This window comes from Novosphingobium sp. fls2-241-R2A-195, assembly GCF_030209485.1.
Lineage (GTDB): Bacteria > Pseudomonadota > Alphaproteobacteria > Sphingomonadales > Sphingomonadaceae > Novosphingobium > Novosphingobium resinovorum.
The window spans coordinates 1-16631 of record NZ_JARVRY010000052.1 but is presented as its reverse complement, the minus strand read 5'-3'; the positions used below and the strand labels follow the sequence as shown (position 1 = coordinate 16631).

General features: G+C 63.4%; 15 protein-coding genes and 1 pseudogene. 8 read left to right on the top strand and 8 right to left on the bottom strand.

Annotated features, from left to right (window positions below; genetic code table 11):
* Positions 1-169 precede the first annotated feature (169 nt).
* Genes QRN25_RS26045 through QRN25_RS26035 form a run of 3 tightly spaced genes read left to right on the top strand, consistent with a single transcriptional unit; the run spans position 170 to position 1946 of the window.
* Positions 170-850, top strand: coding sequence for a nuclear transport factor 2 family protein (locus tag QRN25_RS26045; protein ID WP_285022438.1), 681 nt, complete (start codon positions 170-172; stop codon positions 848-850).
* 2 nt (positions 851-852) lie between these two features.
* Positions 853-1629, top strand: a complete 777-nt coding sequence (locus QRN25_RS26040; protein ID WP_285022437.1) for an SDR family NAD(P)-dependent oxidoreductase — start codon at positions 853-855, stop codon at positions 1627-1629.
* 53 nt (positions 1630-1682) lie between these two features.
* The gene (locus QRN25_RS26035; protein ID WP_350224274.1) at positions 1683-1946 is read left to right on the top strand and encodes a helix-turn-helix domain-containing protein; all 264 of its coding nucleotides are present in this window, start codon (positions 1683-1685) and stop codon (positions 1944-1946) included.
* On the opposite strand, the pseudogene QRN25_RS26425 reads toward QRN25_RS26035, so the two are convergent.
* Positions 1901-2263, bottom strand: a pseudogene (locus QRN25_RS26425) (transposase); the annotation flags it as partial. The gene QRN25_RS26035 and the pseudogene QRN25_RS26425 sit on opposite strands and share 46 nt — an antisense overlap.
* A gap of 300 nt (positions 2264-2563) precedes the next feature.
* On the opposite strand from QRN25_RS26425, the gene QRN25_RS26030 reads away from it, so the two are divergent.
* Positions 2564-3658: an endonuclease/exonuclease/phosphatase family protein gene (locus tag QRN25_RS26030; protein ID WP_350224273.1), complete on the top strand. Its 1095-nt coding sequence runs from the start codon at positions 2564-2566 to the stop codon at positions 3656-3658.
* Between the two features lie 262 nt (positions 3659-3920).
* Here QRN25_RS26030 and QRN25_RS26025 read toward each other — a convergent pair whose 3' ends face one another.
* Positions 3921-4322: a helix-turn-helix transcriptional regulator gene (locus QRN25_RS26025; protein WP_285022435.1), complete on the bottom strand. Its 402-nt coding sequence runs from the start codon at positions 4320-4322 to the stop codon at positions 3921-3923.
* 660 nt (positions 4323-4982) lie between these two features.
* Here QRN25_RS26025 and QRN25_RS26020 point away from each other — a divergent pair.
* A complete protein-coding gene (locus tag QRN25_RS26020; protein ID WP_285022433.1) occupies positions 4983-5324 on the top strand; it encodes a winged helix-turn-helix transcriptional regulator in 342 nt (113 codons plus the stop codon).
* 249 nt (positions 5325-5573) lie between these two features.
* On the opposite strand, the gene QRN25_RS26015 is transcribed toward QRN25_RS26020, so the two are convergent.
* The 4 genes from QRN25_RS26015 to QRN25_RS26000 form a co-directional block, all read right to left on the bottom strand.
* On the bottom strand, positions 5574-6524 hold the full coding sequence (locus tag QRN25_RS26015; RefSeq protein WP_285022432.1) for a SphA family protein: 951 nt from the start codon (positions 6522-6524) through the stop codon (positions 5574-5576).
* A gap of 32 nt (positions 6525-6556) precedes the next feature.
* A complete protein-coding gene (locus tag QRN25_RS26010) occupies positions 6557-7030 on the bottom strand; it encodes a flavin reductase family protein (protein WP_285022431.1) in 474 nt (157 codons plus the stop codon).
* A 3-nt stretch (positions 7031-7033) separates the two neighbouring features.
* Entirely contained in the window at positions 7034-8254 is a 1221-nt protein-coding gene (locus tag QRN25_RS26005) for a styrene monooxygenase/indole monooxygenase family protein (protein ID WP_285022429.1), read from the bottom strand.
* Positions 8255-8359: 105 nt separating this feature from the next.
* Positions 8360-9163, bottom strand: coding sequence for an SDR family oxidoreductase (locus tag QRN25_RS26000; protein WP_285022427.1), 804 nt, complete (start codon positions 9161-9163; stop codon positions 8360-8362).
* Positions 9164-9411: 248 nt separating this feature from the next.
* Between QRN25_RS26000 and QRN25_RS25995 the strand changes: the two genes are divergently transcribed.
* Entirely contained in the window at positions 9412-10392 is a 981-nt protein-coding gene (locus QRN25_RS25995) for an AraC family transcriptional regulator (protein WP_285022426.1), read from the top strand.
* A gap of 158 nt (positions 10393-10550) precedes the next feature.
* Here the strand turns inward: QRN25_RS25995 and QRN25_RS25990 are convergent, their stop codons facing one another.
* Complete coding sequence (locus QRN25_RS25990) at positions 10551-12953, bottom strand: TonB-dependent receptor (RefSeq protein ID WP_285022425.1); 2403 nt, start codon at positions 12951-12953, stop codon at positions 10551-10553.
* A gap of 177 nt (positions 12954-13130) precedes the next feature.
* Positions 13131-13700, bottom strand: a complete 570-nt coding sequence (locus tag QRN25_RS25985; RefSeq protein ID WP_285022424.1) for a winged helix DNA-binding protein — start codon at positions 13698-13700, stop codon at positions 13131-13133.
* 112 nt (positions 13701-13812) lie between these two features.
* On the opposite strand from QRN25_RS25985, the gene QRN25_RS25980 reads away from it, so the two are divergent.
* Together QRN25_RS25980 and QRN25_RS25975 are read left to right on the top strand one after the other, a co-directional pair.
* Entirely contained in the window at positions 13813-14952 is a 1140-nt protein-coding gene (locus tag QRN25_RS25980; protein WP_285022423.1) for an LLM class flavin-dependent oxidoreductase, read from the top strand.
* Complete coding sequence (locus QRN25_RS25975) at positions 14949-16529, top strand: phytoene desaturase family protein (protein WP_285022421.1); 1581 nt, start codon at positions 14949-14951, stop codon at positions 16527-16529. Before QRN25_RS25980 ends, QRN25_RS25975 begins: the two co-directional genes overlap by 4 nt.
* Positions 16530-16631 lie beyond the last annotated feature (102 nt).

The window sequence follows — 16631 nt, the reverse complement described above, 5'->3', positions numbered from 1 at the left end:
CAAAGCGTCAAGCTAACCTGCTGATACCACTCAACTTATTTTCTGATCAGGCTCTTACGCCTCCAGCGCGGGCGAAGATGGACCGGCCACGCAACACCTGATCTGCGGTCGCTATCTGGACCGGCATGAGCGGCGCGACGGGCAGTGGCGGATGAATGATCGGACATATGTGCTGGACACCAGCATCAACTGGACCGGAGGGCTGGCGATCCCCGGGCTGGGGCCGCTTGAGAACCATGTCCCTTCAGGCGGCCACGGCAGCGCCGATCCCGGTATCGCCCTGCTTGCCCAAGCGACCGCTAAAATCACCACGAGAGGAGTGGGAACGATGACGTATGATAACAGCACTATCGACGCGGTGATCTCGCGCCAGCAGATCGCGGACCTGACGATGGCTTATTGTCGTGGCGTTGATCGCGCTGATGCCGCTTTGCTGGGCACGGTCTTCCATCCCGACAGCACTGTCGTCAGCGGCGCCTTCAACGGTGACGGGCCGACGTTCGCGACGGAAATCTGCGCTGTGGTGGAAGCGGATTACGAGCAAACATTTCACTCCATCGCCAACCAGTGGATCAAAGTGGAAGGCGATGGCGCGGTGGGTGAAACTTATGTCATCGCGGTGTCCACTTCGCGCGGGGAAGATAAGACCGATACGTTGACCGGCGGGCGATACATCGACCGGTTCGAGCGGCGCGACGGGCAATGGCGCATTGCCGAACGGACATTCGTGCTCGACTGGCTGCGCGCCGAACCCAGCACGCGGGATATGACCGGCGGCATGTACGCCGCACTGGACCTGCATGGAACGCGTGGCTCGGCCGACCCCGTCTACTCTTTCGCAAAGGCCTGATAATGGACAAGATTCGGCTGGACGGCGCCATCGCGCTGGTAACCGGCGCAAACGGCGATATCGGTTCCGCCGTATGCACGCTGCTGGAGGCGCGCGGCGCCACGGTACTACGGTCCGACCTGCGCGCGCCGGAAGGGGCTGCCGACGGCTTCCTGCCGCTGGATGTTACCAGCGAGGGCAGCTGGACGCAGACGCTTGCCGCCATCGAAAGCCGCCACGGCGCGCTGGACATCCTCGTCAACAACGCCGGGATCGCACCGATGGAGCGCATCGACGCGATGACGCTGGAGGACTGGCGCCGTTGCCAGCAAGTGAACGTGGAAGGCGTGTTCTTGGGCCTCAAATTGGCCTCTGCACTGCTGGCGCGCAGTGGCGGGCGCCGTGAGGGCGGCGCGGCGATCGTCAACTTGTGCTCGGGCGCGTCGGATCGCCCTTCGGCATTCAGCGCGGCCTATTGCGTCAGCAAGGCAGCGGCGCGGATGCTCACACGGGTCGCGGCGGTGGAATTCGCCGCGTTGAAGCACCCGATCCGAGTCAATTCCGTGCATCCGGGCGTCGTTGAATCCGCGATGATGGATGATATTCTTGCCACTTATTCGCGCATCACCGGCGGCACACCTGTCGAGACGCTGCGGGCCGGGGTGGCGGCCTCCAATCCGCTTGGCCGGTTCGTGGAACCTGTCGAAGTGGCAGAGGCCGTGGCCTTCCTTGCATCGCCAGCGGCCCGCTATATCCACGGCGATGCGATCCACGTCGATGGAGGATACGCCGCGGCGTGACACCAGGGTGGTTGTCGTTGGTTCAAAAGGCCTGGTTGGACGGACGGATAAGAATGTCTCTGATTGAATGGAGGAGGCAATCTATGGAGTCGAAACTCATTTGCGCAACGCCCGCCCTATCGCCGCGTGAGCATGACGTACTCATGCTATGTGCGAAGGGCAACACGGATGACGGTATCGCGGAAGCGTTGCATATCAGTCATTCCACGGTACGATTTCACATGCGCAATGCTTGCACCAAATTGGATGCGGTCAATCGGCGACATGCCATCTATAGGGCATGCAGTTTAGGATGTCTGGGACCTGAGAAGCACTGATGGTGGGATGACTGAGCAATCGGTATGCCGCGACATGAAAAAACGAGGACTTTGCGACGGCTATCTAGGCTCAGGACTGATTGATTGATCCAGAAGATGATGGTTGCGGCAATGCAGATGGCGGACATGATGGTGCGCGCGCATTGGTCGTAGCGGGTATGGATGCGGCGCCAATCCGGGAGCCTGGCGAACATGTTCTCGATTCTGCGGCGTTGGCGATAGAGCACGGTATCGTGTGTTATCGGGACCTTTCGCTTCCTCTTTGACGGGACGCAGGCGGTGATGTCGCGCTCCGCGAGCGCCTTGCGGAACCAGTCGGCATCATAGCCTCAGTCGCCGAGCAGGGCTTTGGCCTGAGGCAAGGCGTCGAGCATCAGGGCAATGCCTCCTCACGCCACGATTGAATCAACCGATCCTCTGCTCTGCAGATATTTTAATAGCTCCTGAGCCTAGGAATGAGAAATCTTCGGCGGAACGGTCGGGGGGAAGGGGCGCTCATGCTTTACTCACAGTTTTCAGCGTGTGTTTGGCCTTCCCGCCTTCGTTGACTCGCGAATGGCGCTATGATGATCTCGCGATGAATTGGCGCTTGTTTTTGCGGAAAGCCCGGGGGTAGCATGCTGGCCGTATCACGAATGCCGCTCACAATCTTCGCAGCAGCGAGTCTTGCCGCATGCGCTACTCCCTCGCCATACCGGGAACTTTCCTGCTCATCGACAAGCGCGCCCGTCTTGCAGACAATTGATGATGACAGGAAGTCTACCACTCTGTCCGTCCTGACGTACAATATCGAGGGCTTGGGTTTTCCGGCCCGGTCTGGCCGAGCGATATACTTGCGTAAGATAGCCCAGCGGTTGGCCGAGTTGCGGACCGAAGGTCGAGCGCCCGACGTCGTCCTGTTCCAGGAAATGTTCAGCGGGGCGGCCAAGCGTGCGATTGCCGACAGCGGTTATCCTGCAATTGCCTCTGGTCCGCATCGCACCTCGGCTCCAGGCAATTCCAACAAGGAGCCTTTACCGGGTCGATCCCATATCAAGCGAGGGGAGATAGGCATCCATCTGTCCGGGAGCGGGCTCGCCGTGGCTTCACGATATCCGATCACCCAAGTGCGCAAGCAGGCGTATGGGCGTCGCTCGTGCGCGGGATTGGACTGCCTGGCGAACAAGGGGATCATGCTGGCGCAGATTTCGATCCCGGGCGTTCCGACCCCCATCGATATTTACGACACGCATATGAATTCACGCGGGGCCTCGGGGGCTCCTGCAGAGCGGAACCTTGAAGCCCATGATCGTCAGGCGCAGGAGGCTTCGCAATTCATCAACAATACACATGACGATGCCTTCCCGTTGATCTTTGGCGGCGACTTTAACATGCGTCATTCCGAGCCGCGCTGGGAAGGTTTCTCACGATATCAGGATTTAAGACTGGTCCATCGTATCTGTGCGGATCCGCAATCTGGCTGCGATGTACGCATGTCATGGGACGGTGACGAACCATGGATGGATACGCAGGATTTGCAGTTTTTCTGGAATGGCGATGCAGTATCCATACGACCTGTTCGGGTCGAAGCGATGTTCGATGGAGGGCCAAGCGGCCCAAGCCTATCTGACCATGACGGCTTCCTCGTCACGTATGAACTGTCATGGAAGGATGACATCAAGGATCTCGCGATTTCAAGTACATGCTTCGCCGGGAGCCAGCCTGATGCTTAAAAGCGGAGATGCTGAAATGAAGCGATCGGCGAACTGGAGGGAGATCCCCTCTGTGATGGCAGCATCGATCACGCATAGCGCTAAAAGTGCCGCCTGCAGTTACTGCATCATTTGGCTCGCGCGATAAGAGGCTGATCAGGACGGACACCGCTGGAATAATGGACGTTCTGCAATCGGGTCACGAAGTTTGTGATCTGAAAGGCGGGATTTGTTCGACGACAGAATGAGAGCTGGGCGTCGCGAGTGACGCCATTCGAAGGGTTCAACTTTTACCCTCGAGATTTCGCCTCTTCTCCATATCCCGTTTCCACCGCTGGCGGAGCGTTCCAGGCCGACTGTCGTAGCGTTCGTCGACAAATCTGGCCGCCATTATGCGATCAGCGCGAAAGTGGCGGAAATCCTGACGCAGCTCGCACCAGGCTGCGAGCATGCGGGTGTCGTCAAGAAAGCCCAGGATGATTGGCCAGATCATGCGCACCGTGTTGGCGCCGTGCTGGTCGAGGTAGTCGATCTCGATCTTGCGACCGTCCCTTATCCATAAGCGGGTTTGCGCCAGATCGATGCGGTCCGGTGTCGGGGCTGCAATGGACCGTGTTCCGATCGCGGGATGGGCGATGATCGGGCGAAGCCGCGCAGGCACGACGCTGGTAATCTTGGCGATCACGCGGACCAACCCCAAACTCGTCGGCGAATCCGGTGTGCGCATGAAGGTGCTTTCGGGGGTGGCGCGGAACTGCTGCCTCTGAAGATTTGCGTTGACGGCTATGGTTTGCGGGCTTCATTCACCGAGTTGGGCGGCAGATAGCGTCCGGCCAGATGATACCCTTCATGCCACGCGATCGCATTGAAGATCAGGGATGATCCGATCTCTACCGTCAAAACCTCAAGCAGCCAGAGAAGATGTCGGATTTGACTTTCCACCCCACTACGACCACCCGGTCACCATCGATTATCGGCAGCATGGGAGCGGGATATCGGAACCACTCGTGGCCAATCCGGAATGTGATGGCGTGAAAATCGGTGAGGGGATGTTGGTGCTGACGTCGCTCGATCGAGGTCACCGCGCCCTTCCGAACGATTCAGGGATTGAGCCAGGTCATTGGCCAGTTCCCATCTTGCCGCAGCCCTCGACCTTCGCCTCGGTATTCGTCCTTTGGGTTCCGATTTGAGCCTGGGCTGCGACAACGAGGATGTCGAAGCAAGCCGCAGATTGACGGTCTGCCCGTTGATCCGACCATCGTCAAACCAGACGCCCCCGCCTCTGAACTAAGTAACCCTTTGCGGATCAACGGCAAAATAACCGGCCGGGATATGTGTGAAATGGATGTTGCCCGAGCCGGTAAGGTCGGTGGTGCACCCGTTCCTGGACACTTGGTTCTCAGCCTCTGCGATCGCTGCTTTCAGTGTATCCACCGGGATTGATTGGAACGCGATCAGCACCTGTTTGCGGGTAGCCTTAAGCGCGAAAATGCTGACGCTGCGGCTGACCGAATTGCAGGCGCTCGCGCTCATGGAAATGGTGATGTATTCTCGTTCGGAGGTGCGGGCCTACGAACTGACCATGCGTGGTCAGATGCTGCACAAGGTCTTGAGAGTCGTGCGAGAGCTGGGGCAGGGCAGCCTCTTCGTCGACCGAAGTTGTCGTATTCAAAGGACGGGTGCCTGAATGAAAGGGCCGTTCAATGGGTCTCGACGTGCGAATGTCGCTCGACAAGGCTAAGTCTTGAAGGCGAGAGGGCTCCTCCGGTCGAAACGGTTTGTCCGCCATCGCGGGTGGTAAGCCGCCAAGGGCCAGTTCTGCCAAAGGTTGCCAGGCGGGGATGGCAACCAGCCGTTCGGCTATGCGCTCCTTTTCGTCTTTCAAACCGCCATTTTGCATTCCTTTAAGCTCTCACCTTATTTCTCTTGGTTCCGATCAGAGTGGCAGGACCATCTTCAGCCAAAGCCGTTCGCCCTGCGGTCGGTACTCGGCATGGAATTCATGCTGCCAGGTGCCGATGATCTGTGCCTTGCCGACCTGATAGCTGATCGACGGCCCCGCCGCGAAGACCTTGCCGCGAAAGCCGCGCAGCGCGTCGATGGTGGCCTGCGCGCCCCCGTCGGAAACCTTATCATCGCTCGTCTGGGTGTAGAAGTAGCCTGCCGCGCCCAGCTTCAGCTTGCCGATCTGCTGGCCCACCGCGAAGTCCGCGTGGAACTCGTCGCCTGACCGGTAATCGGCGCCGGTCGGGTTGAATGGCGTGACCATCGCGTTCGTATTGCGGAAATTCATGTCGTACATCAGCTTGAGATCGGCGGAGAAGCCGCTCTTGCCGTAATAGGCGAAGGCGACGACAGGTTCGACGCTCCAGTAATTGCGGCCGATGTTCGACAGCTTGCGTGGGTTGTAGCGGCCCACCGGCACCGTCACGTCGACGCCCGTGGTGATGTGGATGCCGCTCGGGAAGTGCCAGCCGAGCATGACCGGATCGACGATGATGTCGCCGATGCCGGTCGTCTCGTCCGCCATGCCCGCCGCGCCGACGCGCAGGTTCACCACCGGCACGATCGCCTGCATTGCCCAGCTCGCGCCGAGGATGCGTTTGTCGGTGACGTGGACGATGCGCGCGATCGTAGCGTCGGCGCGGGCGTGGAAGTCTGGCAACTGACCGGAATCGCCGTTGTCGTCGTTGAAGTGGTCGGCATCGTAGTGCTCGACGTAGCCGAGCAGGTACGTACCGGGCGGGGGCAGGGCGGCTCCGGAATAGCCCTCGGCGCCGTTGGGGTAAACGCCGCCGCCCGCTTCGGTCGCAAGCGCCGGATGGGCGGCCAGTGCGCCTGCGGCCAGAGCCAGGTTCAGCGCAGTCTTCATCGTCCTCATGGTCATGATCTTTCCCTGTCGTTGTTTTGAGTGTCTGGTCAGGCGGCCCGGTCGATCTGCCGGTATTGTCCGCCGTAGAAGAGCAGTGGTTCCTCCTCAGCGCCGCCGTGCTGTGCGTGGTGCAGCACTTCGCCGACGAACAGGCCGTGGTCCCCGGCGGGGAAGACGTCGCGCAAGGTGCAGACGAGATGGGCCAGCGCCCCCTCGATCAGCGGCACGGCGCCGTGACGGGTGAAGGGGATGTCGGCCTCCCCCGGCCGTCCGGCGAAGTGGTTGGACAGCCCCTGCTGCTCTGCACCCAGGATGTTGAGGCCGAACTGCCCACCCTCGCGCAGCATGGCGGCCATGCGTGCGTTATTGCCGATGCTGACAAGCACCAAGGCGGGGTCGAGCGATACCGAGGTGAAGCTGTTCGCGGTCATCCCGTGGACCGCGCCGTCACGCTCGCAGGTGACGATGGTGACGCCGGTGGCGAAGCGGCCGAAGGTGCGGCGCAGTTCGATACGGTCCATGGCTCACACCGTTTCCGCGAGGAAAGCCGCGGTCAGCGCCGGGTCGGCGATGGTCGGAAAGAACCCCCGCGGATCGTCGAAGTTGTTGGCGAACCAGTGCGCCACGCGCGGCTGCGCTCCGGCCGCGCCGAGCAATTGGACCATATGCTGCGGCGGGGGCTGCAGCATGCCGTTGGTCCATGCGACCACATCGCGGGCATAATCCCAGTAGCGATCGAAGGTGCGCTGCATCCACGCCGCGTCGAAAGCCTTGCCCTCGTTCTCCTGGATCGAGGCGAGGTAGGATGCGGCGCACTTGGCGGCGTTGTTGGCACCCTGACCGGTGATCGGATCGTTGAGGCAGACCGCATCGCCCACGCCCAGCGCCTTCGCGCCCGAGGGCAGCGTCAGCACCGGCTTGCGCACCGTCGGCGGGAAGCGCCCGCAAAGCGCACCGAGATCATCGGTCAGCGTGCAATCGCGGCTGCGCTCGTATTCCCAGGGCAGGAAACGCTTGAGGATGTGCTGGCTGATTTCCAGATGCTCTTCGGGGCTGGCCCCGGCGCTCCATAAGTCCATCGGGCCGCCGGGGATCGCCTCGAAGACCATGATCTCGCACGGGCCGCTCAGCGTCAGCGCAGGGAACACGAAGTATTCGCCGATGCCCGGGATCAGGTTGAAGTTGACGGCGCTGTATTCCTCACGCGGGCGCATGCCGTGAACATAGGTGAGCGCGAGGCTGCGCATCGGCCTGTCGAAGGGGGACTTTTCCGCGTCCCTCTCGAACAGCCGCCCGACTTCGCCCTTGCCCGAGGCGACGAGCACGAGATCGCATTCGCGCGCGAGGTTTTCCAGTTCGGCGATCCCGGCATCGACGATGCGCAGTTCGCCGCCGCGCGCCTCGAACTCGTCCATCCAGCGCGGCATCTTCACGCGCTGGTCCACCGACTGCGCGGGCGTATCGAGCCGCGCCGACCAGTCGAGCAGCTTGTCCGGCCCTTCTCCCGCCAGCGCAAAGCCGATGCCCTCCACCGGCGGGCAGGCCTCATCCCAGAACGCGAGGCCCAGCGCCCTCTCGTGCGATCGGGCGGTGTCGAACATGCACTGGCTCGACGTGACGCGCCCGGCCGCGATCTGCTCGCCGGTGAGGTTGGAGAGCATGGCCACCTGATGGCCGCCGTCCAGCAGCCCGATGCCCAGCTGCAACCCTGCCTGTCCTGCTCCCACGATGCCGATCTTGGTCATCTTGCCCAGCCTTTTCCTGTGATTGATCGAATGACCACAGGATAGGCAGGGCGGCCGCGCGGGCTCTATGCAGCCAGTGCAGCCGCCATTCGGCCAGTGCCGAAATCAGATGACGCTGCCCGAGCCGCCGGTCAGCTTGGCGATGGCAGGTCCGGCCTGCTCTGGCCCCATCGCCAGATAGCCGCCCTCCACCCGCAGTTCGGATCCGGTGGTGAAGCTGGCATGGTCCGAACACAGGAACAGCGCGCCGTCCGCCACTTCTTCGGGCCGCCCGAGACGCCCGAGCAGGTGGAACTCGGACGCCACCGCATCGGCCTTCGCCAGATCGCCGCACGAAAGCCCCGCGATCGGGTCAGACCATGTCCAGCCCGCCACCACCGCATTCACGCGGATACCGTGCGGCGCATAGTCCAGCGCCTGCTGCTTGGTCAGGTGGAGGATGCCCGCCTTGGACACCGGATAGGTCCAGCGGCCGGCCTGCGCGGCATGGCTGCTGATGCTGGCCATGTTGACCACGCTGCCGCGATTCTTCGCCAGATGAGGCCGCGCCATCTCCACCAGGATCCCCCCGCTGACCAGATTGACGTCGAGCGTCTCCAGCCACTCGGCCCTGCTCGATGCCGCGCCGTTGTCGACGTAGGAGCAGGCGTTGTTGACGATGCAGTCGATACCGCCGAACGCCTCCACCGTGCGCGCCACCAGCGCCGAAAGCGCAGCGTCATCGCGAATGTCGGTTTCCACCGCCAGCGCCCGCGTGCCCAGTTCGCTCGCCAGTTCCTCGGCTGGAGCGCCCGAGCGCGCGGCGATCACCACGTTCGCACCTTCTTCGTGAAAGCGCCGGGTCAGCACCTTGCCGATGCTTGCCGCCCCGCCGGTGATGATGACTGTCCTGCCTGCGATACCCTTCATGTCAATCGTCCTTGCCATACTTTGATGCCGCCGGTCTGATACCGGCGGCGGGCGCGGGGAAGGCATCGCAGCGCCTGCCGCGCGTTTTGCAGCGCCGCGCGCACAGGCGCTGCACTTTGCGCATGGTTGCGGTCCTCAAGCGGGACTCATTGTCCGATGGAATGGTTGCAGATGGCAGCATTCCGTGATGTACTTTCGCCATAACGATGACGGGCCGAAAGCCCGACCATGACGGGGAGCACAGGCTCATGCTGGACGGGACATTCCGCCCGCTGAGCGGCCATCGCCTGTTCGCGTCGACCGATGTCGACGATGCACGCGACACGGTCGCTCGGATCTATTGCGAACATCGCCTGACGCCGTGCGAACGCGGCGGGCGGGTCGATGCGTGGCAGAACGCGGTGCGGCTCAAGCGCACCACGCTGAGCGCGATGAGCTACGGCGCCGACGTGCGTGTGGAGCCGTCGCGGCTAAGCGACTTCTATCTGTTGATGCTGCCTTATTCGGGCAAGGCGGAAGTCGAGGCGGGCGGACGGCTGGTGGCCGCGCACGGCGAACTCGGCACGATTCTCAACCCGACCGAGCAGGTGGCGATGCGCTGGTCCGCCGATTGCGCCAAGCTGATGGTGCGCATCGAGCGCGCCGCGCTGGAGCAGCAGTTGTCCGCGATGCTCGGCCGCCCCTTGCGCGAACCGCTGAACTTCCGCCTCGCCATTCCGAAGGACGGCCCCGGCGCCAACTGGTGGCCCTTCGTGCAACTGCTCATCAGCCATGTCGAGCATCAGGGGCGCAGCGGCGCCAATGCGGTCAGCCTCGAACTGCTTGAGACGGCGCTTCTGACCAGCCTGCTCGAAGGACAGGTTCACAACTATTCGGACAGCCTGCACTCGCGCGCCTGCACCGTGGCGCCGCGCCATGTCCGGCTGGTCGAGACCTTCATCGAGGACCACGCCGCCGATCCCATCGGCATCGAGGATCTGGTGAAGGCGAGCGGCGTCAGCGGCCGCGCCCTGTTCGACGGGTTCCGCCGGTTCCGCGACACCTCGCCGATGGCGCACCTGCGCACGGTGCGCCTGCGCCGCGTGCGCGACGACCTGCTCTCCGCTAGCGAGGGTGTTACGGTTTCCGCCGTCGCCAGCCGCTGGGGCTTCTTCGAATTCGGCCGCTTCGCCGGGCAATACCGCCAGTTGTTCGGCGAAACGCCCTCGCAGACGCTGCGCCGTCGCTGAAACGCAAAAATGGGCGCCTCCTGCTTGGGAAGCGCCCGTTTCATCCCATACCCATACCTTCGTCATTGCGAGCGTAGCGAAGCAATCCAGGGCGGCGTAAAACTGCCCTGGATTGCTTCGCGGCTTCGCCGCTCGCAATGACGATCCGTTGAGGTCGATCAGAACGAGTAGCGCGCGCCGATCTGGAACATCCGCGGCGGCTTGTACGACACTTCGTTGCAGCCGCAGAACGTCGCGAGGTCGAAGCCCTGCACGCCCGCGCGCGCGTCGGTCAGGTTGCGCACCGCGAACGTGATGTCCCACGGGTCCAGCTTCCAGTTCACGCTGGCGTTGACCATCACGTAGCCGCCGAACTTGTCGGCCGAGAAGTTGCGCAGGTTGTAGTAGAAGCTGCTGGTGTACTGCGCATCGCCGCCCACCGACATGCGCCCGCCCAGCGCGTCGAAGCCGTAGCGGATGATGCCGGTGGCCTGCAGGTGCGGGGCGTAGACCGGCTCCACGTCGCGCACGATCGGGCCGTCCACGCGCAGCGGCACATCCTTGACCTTGGCGTCGAACCACGAGACGGAAAGGCCGGTGTCCAGTCCGTCGAGCGGCTGCGTGAACACTTCCGCCTCGATCCCGTAAGTGCGCGCATCGGCATTGATGACCACGCCCGAGACGCCGGTGAACAGGAACGCCTGGTAGTCCTTGTAATCGTAGTAATAGGCCGAGACGTTGAAGCGCGAGCGGCCGTCCGGGAACGTGTACTTGAAGCCGCCTTCGTAGCTGGTCAGCGTCTCGCCCTTGTAGGGGATCGCGCTCGTCGGCACGGCAAGGCCGCCCGCCAGTTGCGCGTTGTAGCTGCCCGCCTTCACGCCGCGATTGACGCCGAAGTAGAGCATCAGGTCGCTGTCGGGGCGGTACTCGATCTGCGCCTTGCCCGCCCACAGCGTCTGACCGCGCTTGTCGGTGTAAGGGGCGCCGTTGTCGGGGCCGATCACGATGGGCGTGCCGGTGTGGACCTTGCGCGAATCCGGCGTGCTCCAGATGCCCTGAAAGAAGGCGTAGTCCTTCTGTTCGCGGATCACGCGGCCGCCCAGGATCATCGTCAGCTTGGGCGCGAACTTCCATTCCACCTGACCGAAGGCGGAATAGGAGTCGGTCTTGAGCCGCGCATCGACGCCAAGGTCCATCGGCGCACCCGGCACCACGCTGCCGACCGGGAACTTGAGGCCGTTGAGCGAGTGGTTGTCGATGTGCAGGTAGAAGCCGCCCGCCACCCAGTTCAGGCTGTCGGTAGAGCCGTTGAGGCGCAGTTCCTGCGAATAGGTGTTGGCATTCACGCCCGCATAGTTCGCCGCCTGATTGCGCGGCCCGGCATCGACGTCAACGAACAGCAGCTTCTCGAAGTGCTTGTAGTCCGACACCGAAGTCAGGCTGACCGCATCCGACAGGTCGAACTCGGCCGTCAGGTTCAAGCCTTGCGTCTTGACGTGGTTGTGATCCTTGAACGCGAAGTCGCTGGAGGTGGCGAAGTCCTTCCCGTCCGGGTCGATGTACCCGAAGAAGTCACCGCCTGCGACGGGACGGCCATAGCTGTCGCCGAATACGCCGTTGTTGTCGGTGTCGGAGCCCATGTCCTGCCCGTTCGCGCCGATCGTCGCGCGGGTTTCGTCGGCGGCGGCATTGCGCACGTCGATCAGTTCGCCGTCGGCATTGAAGACGCCGATGGTGGACTTGCTCTGGTACGGCGCGGTTGACATGCGGCTGCGCGCGGCGTTGCCCGAAAGCGTGAAGCGGGCAGTATCGGTCGGCTCGAACAGCACCGTCAAGCGGCCTGCCAGCGTATCGTCGTCACCCAGGTTCGCGCCCGCTCCGGCACCCGGCGATCCGCCCACCGCGCCCGAAGGATAGCGGTTGCGCAGCAGCGCGTCGCTCTTATTCCACATCACCGCGCCGCGCACCGCCAGCGTGGTGGACAGCGGCACGTTGAGCGCAGCCTCGCCGTGGAACATCATCGGCGAGCCGACGGAATCGTAGATGCCGCCCTTCACGTCGACGTAGCCGGTGGTCTCGGTCAGGCTCGGCTTGGTGCTGACGAAGTGGACGAGGCCACCCGTCGCGTTGCGGCCGAACAGCGTGCCCTGCGGGCCCTTCAGCACTTCGACACGGTCGATGTCGAAGGTCGCGAAAGTCTGCCCCTGCGCGATCGCGATGTAGCCTTCGTCGAGATAGACCGCGTTGGGTGCCTCGACGATGTCGTTGAAATCGTTCTGCGTCACGCCGCGAATGGTGAACTGGGTGTTCTGCCCGGCGATGTTGCCGCCGGTATGCACGCCTGGCGAGAACGCCGCGAGATCGCGGCTGTCGGTGACGTTGAGCGTGCGCAGCTGCTCGCCCGAATAGGCGGTGATGGCGATGCCGACGTCCTGCAGCTTCTGCTCGCGCTTCTGCGCGGTGACGACGATCTCGCCGCCGAGCCCGCCGCTGTCCGCCTGCGCTTCCTGCGCCAGCGCCGGTTGCGAGACGCCGCATAGGGTCGCCACCACAAGGGCGGCGATACTGGTGTATGTCCTCATGACGATTACTCCCCTTGGTACTGATTTCACCAAGGCGCCCGCCCGTGTGCCCGGGACGTGGTGCCGCTAGCCTCCCGAAAACAACTTCAAGCCTAAAATCTTTAGATATGAACTATTTGGACGCGACTATGCGCCGCCGGAATTCCGGCCTGTGTCAGTCAGTGAATGAACCAGCGTCTATCGGCCGTCAGTAAAGCGCTGATGCGTCGCGGTGACGCGCGCGGCCTGTTCGTAGATGCCGGAAAGCAGATTGAGCGTCTGGGTCGTCTGGCGCAGCCGTTCGTCCATATCCTTCACCACTTCGGTGAATTCGATGAGGTGGCGGCGGCGCAATTCCGCATAGAGATCAGAGACTTCGCGGCCCTTGTCGGTAACCTGATAGACCGCGTTGCTGCGGTTGCCGATCTGCTCGATCAATCCGAGCTTCGTCAGCTTGCGCAGCGCGTACTGCATGTTGGGAACGTCGTCCCGGTTGGTCAGGCGCGCCAGTTCCTTCAATGGCTTGGCGCGTTCGTGAAGGCGAATGGTGTGCAGCAGGGCGTTCTCGCTGCCCGAAGCGGACAGCCCGCTGGCGGCGGCGAAACATTCGCCCTGCCAGCGTTCGAACGACTCCCGAACCCGCATCAGTGCGAATTCGAGTTCGGTGACATTCACTTCGTGCGGTGTCGAAGCGAGATGCCAGCGCTGATCGAGATCACCCGGTCCCGGCACGCCCGCAGGCGGCCTGGACGCCTTGCTTCGCCCCATGTTTCGGACTCCCTGTTTGTCCTTGAGTCGAAATCTAACTGTAATTTTTGCGATGGACAAGCATCAAAAGCTAACATAATTTTTTATTTAGAAATCGAAGAAGGGGAGTAGCATGACACAGGATCGAGGGATGGTGCGTCCCACCATTTTGAAAGAGGGCCACTTCAAGCTGGGCACCTTTGCAACCAACTGTTCGGGCGGCATGTCCGTCACCACGGTTTCCGAGCGCTGGGACGCGAGCTGGGAGAACAATCTCAGGCTGGCGAAGATGCTCGACGAGGCGGGGATAGACTTCATGCTGCCGATCGCCCGCTGGATCGGCTACGGCGGGGAGACCGACTTCCACGGCTCGGTGCTGGAAACGATGACCTGGGCCTCGGCCCTGCTCGCTTCGACTCGCGACATCACCGTCTTCGCCACGATCCATACGGCGGTGAACAACCCCGTCGTCATCGCCAAGCAGATCGCCACGATCGACCGCATCGGTGGCGGCCGCGCAGGGCTCAACATCGTCGCGGGCTGGAACGAGCCGGAATACCGCGCGCTCGGCCTGAAGCTCGCCGCCGATCACGAGACGCGCTACGAATATGCGCAGGAATGGTTCGACGTGGTGCAGGCGCTGTGGTCGCGCGAGGGGCGCTTCGACTGGGAGGGCAAGCACTTCCAGCTGGAACAGATCCACTCCGATCCCAAGCCCGTCGTCGCCCGCCCACCGATCATCAACGCCGCCGGATCGGCGCAGGGGCGCGACTTCGCGGTGCGCAACGCCGACTTCCTGTTCACCCCGGCGATCGACCTGTCGCGCTCGGCCGCCGAAGTCGCCGAACTGCACAAGGCCGCCGCCGAACAGAACCGCAGCGTCGAGGTGCTGACCTTCAGCCACGTCGTCTGCCGTCCGACCGAGGCGGAGGCGAAGGACTACGTCGCACACTTCACCGGCGACGCGCTCGATTCGGTGGCGCTCGACAACCTCGTGAACCTGCAGTTCGCGCATGCGCAGTCGTTTCCGCACGATCTGCTGGCGCTGATCCGTGATCGCATGGGCATGGGTCACGGCGGCGTCCCGCTCATCGGCACGCCCGAACAGGTGGCCGAGGGTCTGATCGGTCTGCACCGCGCCGGGTTCGGCGGCACCACCCTCTCGTTCGTCGATTACGCCGAAGAGTTTCCCTACTTCCGCGATACCGTGTTGCCGCTGCTGGAGGCGGAAGGCATCCGGACGCCTGCCGCCAAGACCGCTGTGCCCGCGTGAAGACCAACTGGGACGCCATCGTCGTCGGCAGCGGGATCAACTCGCTGGTTTGCGCGGCGCAACTGACGGCGAAGGGCCGCCGCGTGCTCGTTCTGGAGCGCGCGGCGGTGGCGGGCGGCTGCATCCGCACCGAGGAGGCGACCGTGCCGGGGTTCCGACATGACCTGTTCTCGATGTCCTATCCGCTGTTCGTGACGACGCCGTTCTACCCGCAGCTGGCCCCTAAGCTGGAAGCCCACGGTGTCCGCATGGTTCAGGCGGAAATCCCGACCGGCGTGCTGCTGCCCGATGGCCGCTCGCTGCTGCTGCGCCAATCGCGCGAAGCGAACGTCGCGGCGTTCGACGCGGCGCATCCGGGAGATGGCGCGGCTCATGCGCGCGCGATGGCGGGCGTAGAGGAACAGGCACCGCTGCTGTTCGGCCTGCTGGGCAATGAACCGCGCTCGTTCGATACCGCCAGCCTGCTGGGCAGGACGCTGCTGAAACAGGGCGTCGACCAGCTCAGCGCGTTCGGTGCCGATTCGCTGAAATCCGCACGCGACTGGCTGGAGGCGCGGTTTGGTTCGGACCTCGTCCACGCGCTGATCGCGCCGTGGGTGCTGCATGTCGGCCTCGGCCCGGAAAGCGCGGCTTCGGCGATGATGGCGCGGGTGGTCATGTTCACGCTGGAGGCGGCGGGCCTGCCCTTCGTCGAAGGCGGCAGCGACCGTATCGTCGCGGGCTTCCGGGCGATCATCGAAGGCGGCGGCGGCGCGCTGCTGACCGATGCCGATGTGGAGGAAGTCACGGTCGAACGTGGCCGTGCGACGGGCGTGCGCCTCGCCGATAGCCGCGCCTTCACCGCCCGGCGCGGGGTGGCGTGCAACGTCACGCCCACGCAGCTCTACCAGCGCCTGCTTCCGGCCGAGCACGTCCCGCCCGCAACGGCGGAGCGCGCCGCCGACTACCGCTACGGCCGCGCCTGCATGCAGATCCACATCGCCTTGTCCGACCCGCCCGCATGGGCCGATCCGGAACTCGGCAAAGTCGGCCTGCTGCACCTGACGCCCGGCATGGACGGCGTCTCGCGCGCGGTGAACGAGGCCGATCGGGGGCTGCTTCCCGCCGAAGCCACCATCGTCGTCGGCCAGCCCGCCCACGCCGATCCCTCGCGCTGCCCGCCGGGCACCTCGATGCTGTGGATCCAGCTACAGGAACTGCCGCGCACGATCCGGGGCGACGCCGCCGGTGAGATCGCGGTGCCTGCCGACGGCCGCTGGAACGACGAGGTGGCGCAGGCCTATGCGCGGCGGATCATCGCGCGCATCACCGCGCATGTGCCCAACCTCGAACGCGCGACGCTGGGCATGCGCGTCCTCGGCCCGCATGACCTTGAGGCGGCCAACGTCAACCTCGTCGGTGGCGACCCTTATTCCGGTGTATGCTCCATCGACCAGTTCCATCTGTTTCGCCCCTTCACTGGGACCCGAAACCATGCAACCCCCGTAAAGCGACTGTTTCACATCGGAGCCTCCTCTCATCCAGGTCCGGGTCTCGGCGGCGTGTCGGGATTTCATGCTGCATCGGCGATAGGATAGCCCGTTATTGGTAGCATTCTGGCAATAAACTAAACGATTTTTTGCTATTTAGAGTCCTCTTCCGAGGAGGAACCCCTCCGACTTCAGTCGGATATTGGCTTC

Coding starts and splice junctions, on each gene's coding strand:
- QRN25_RS26040 (WP_285022437.1), top strand. CDS start 853: ATGGACAAGATTCGGCTGGACGGCGCCATCGCGCTGGTAACCGGCGCA.
- QRN25_RS26035 (WP_350224274.1), top strand. CDS start 1,683: ATGTCTCTGATTGAATGGAGGAGGCAATCTATGGAGTCGAAACTCATT.
- QRN25_RS26030 (WP_350224273.1), top strand. CDS start 2,564: ATGCTGGCCGTATCACGAATGCCGCTCACAATCTTCGCAGCAGCGAGT.
- QRN25_RS26020 (WP_285022433.1), top strand. CDS start 4,983: ATGTTGCCCGAGCCGGTAAGGTCGGTGGTGCACCCGTTCCTGGACACT.
- QRN25_RS26015 (WP_285022432.1), bottom strand. CDS start 6,524: ATGACCATGAGGACGATGAAGACTGCGCTGAACCTGGCTCTGGCCGCA.
- QRN25_RS26010 (WP_285022431.1), bottom strand. CDS start 7,030: ATGGACCGTATCGAACTGCGCCGCACCTTCGGCCGCTTCGCCACCGGC.
- QRN25_RS26005 (WP_285022429.1), bottom strand. CDS start 8,254: ATGACCAAGATCGGCATCGTGGGAGCAGGACAGGCAGGGTTGCAGCTG.
- QRN25_RS26000 (WP_285022427.1), bottom strand. CDS start 9,163: ATGAAGGGTATCGCAGGCAGGACAGTCATCATCACCGGCGGGGCGGCA.
- QRN25_RS25995 (WP_285022426.1), top strand. CDS start 9,412: ATGCTGGACGGGACATTCCGCCCGCTGAGCGGCCATCGCCTGTTCGCG.
- QRN25_RS25990 (WP_285022425.1), bottom strand. CDS start 12,953: ATGAGGACATACACCAGTATCGCCGCCCTTGTGGTGGCGACCCTATGC.
- QRN25_RS25985 (WP_285022424.1), bottom strand. CDS start 13,700: ATGGGGCGAAGCAAGGCGTCCAGGCCGCCTGCGGGCGTGCCGGGACCG.
- QRN25_RS25980 (WP_285022423.1), top strand. CDS start 13,813: ATGACACAGGATCGAGGGATGGTGCGTCCCACCATTTTGAAAGAGGGC.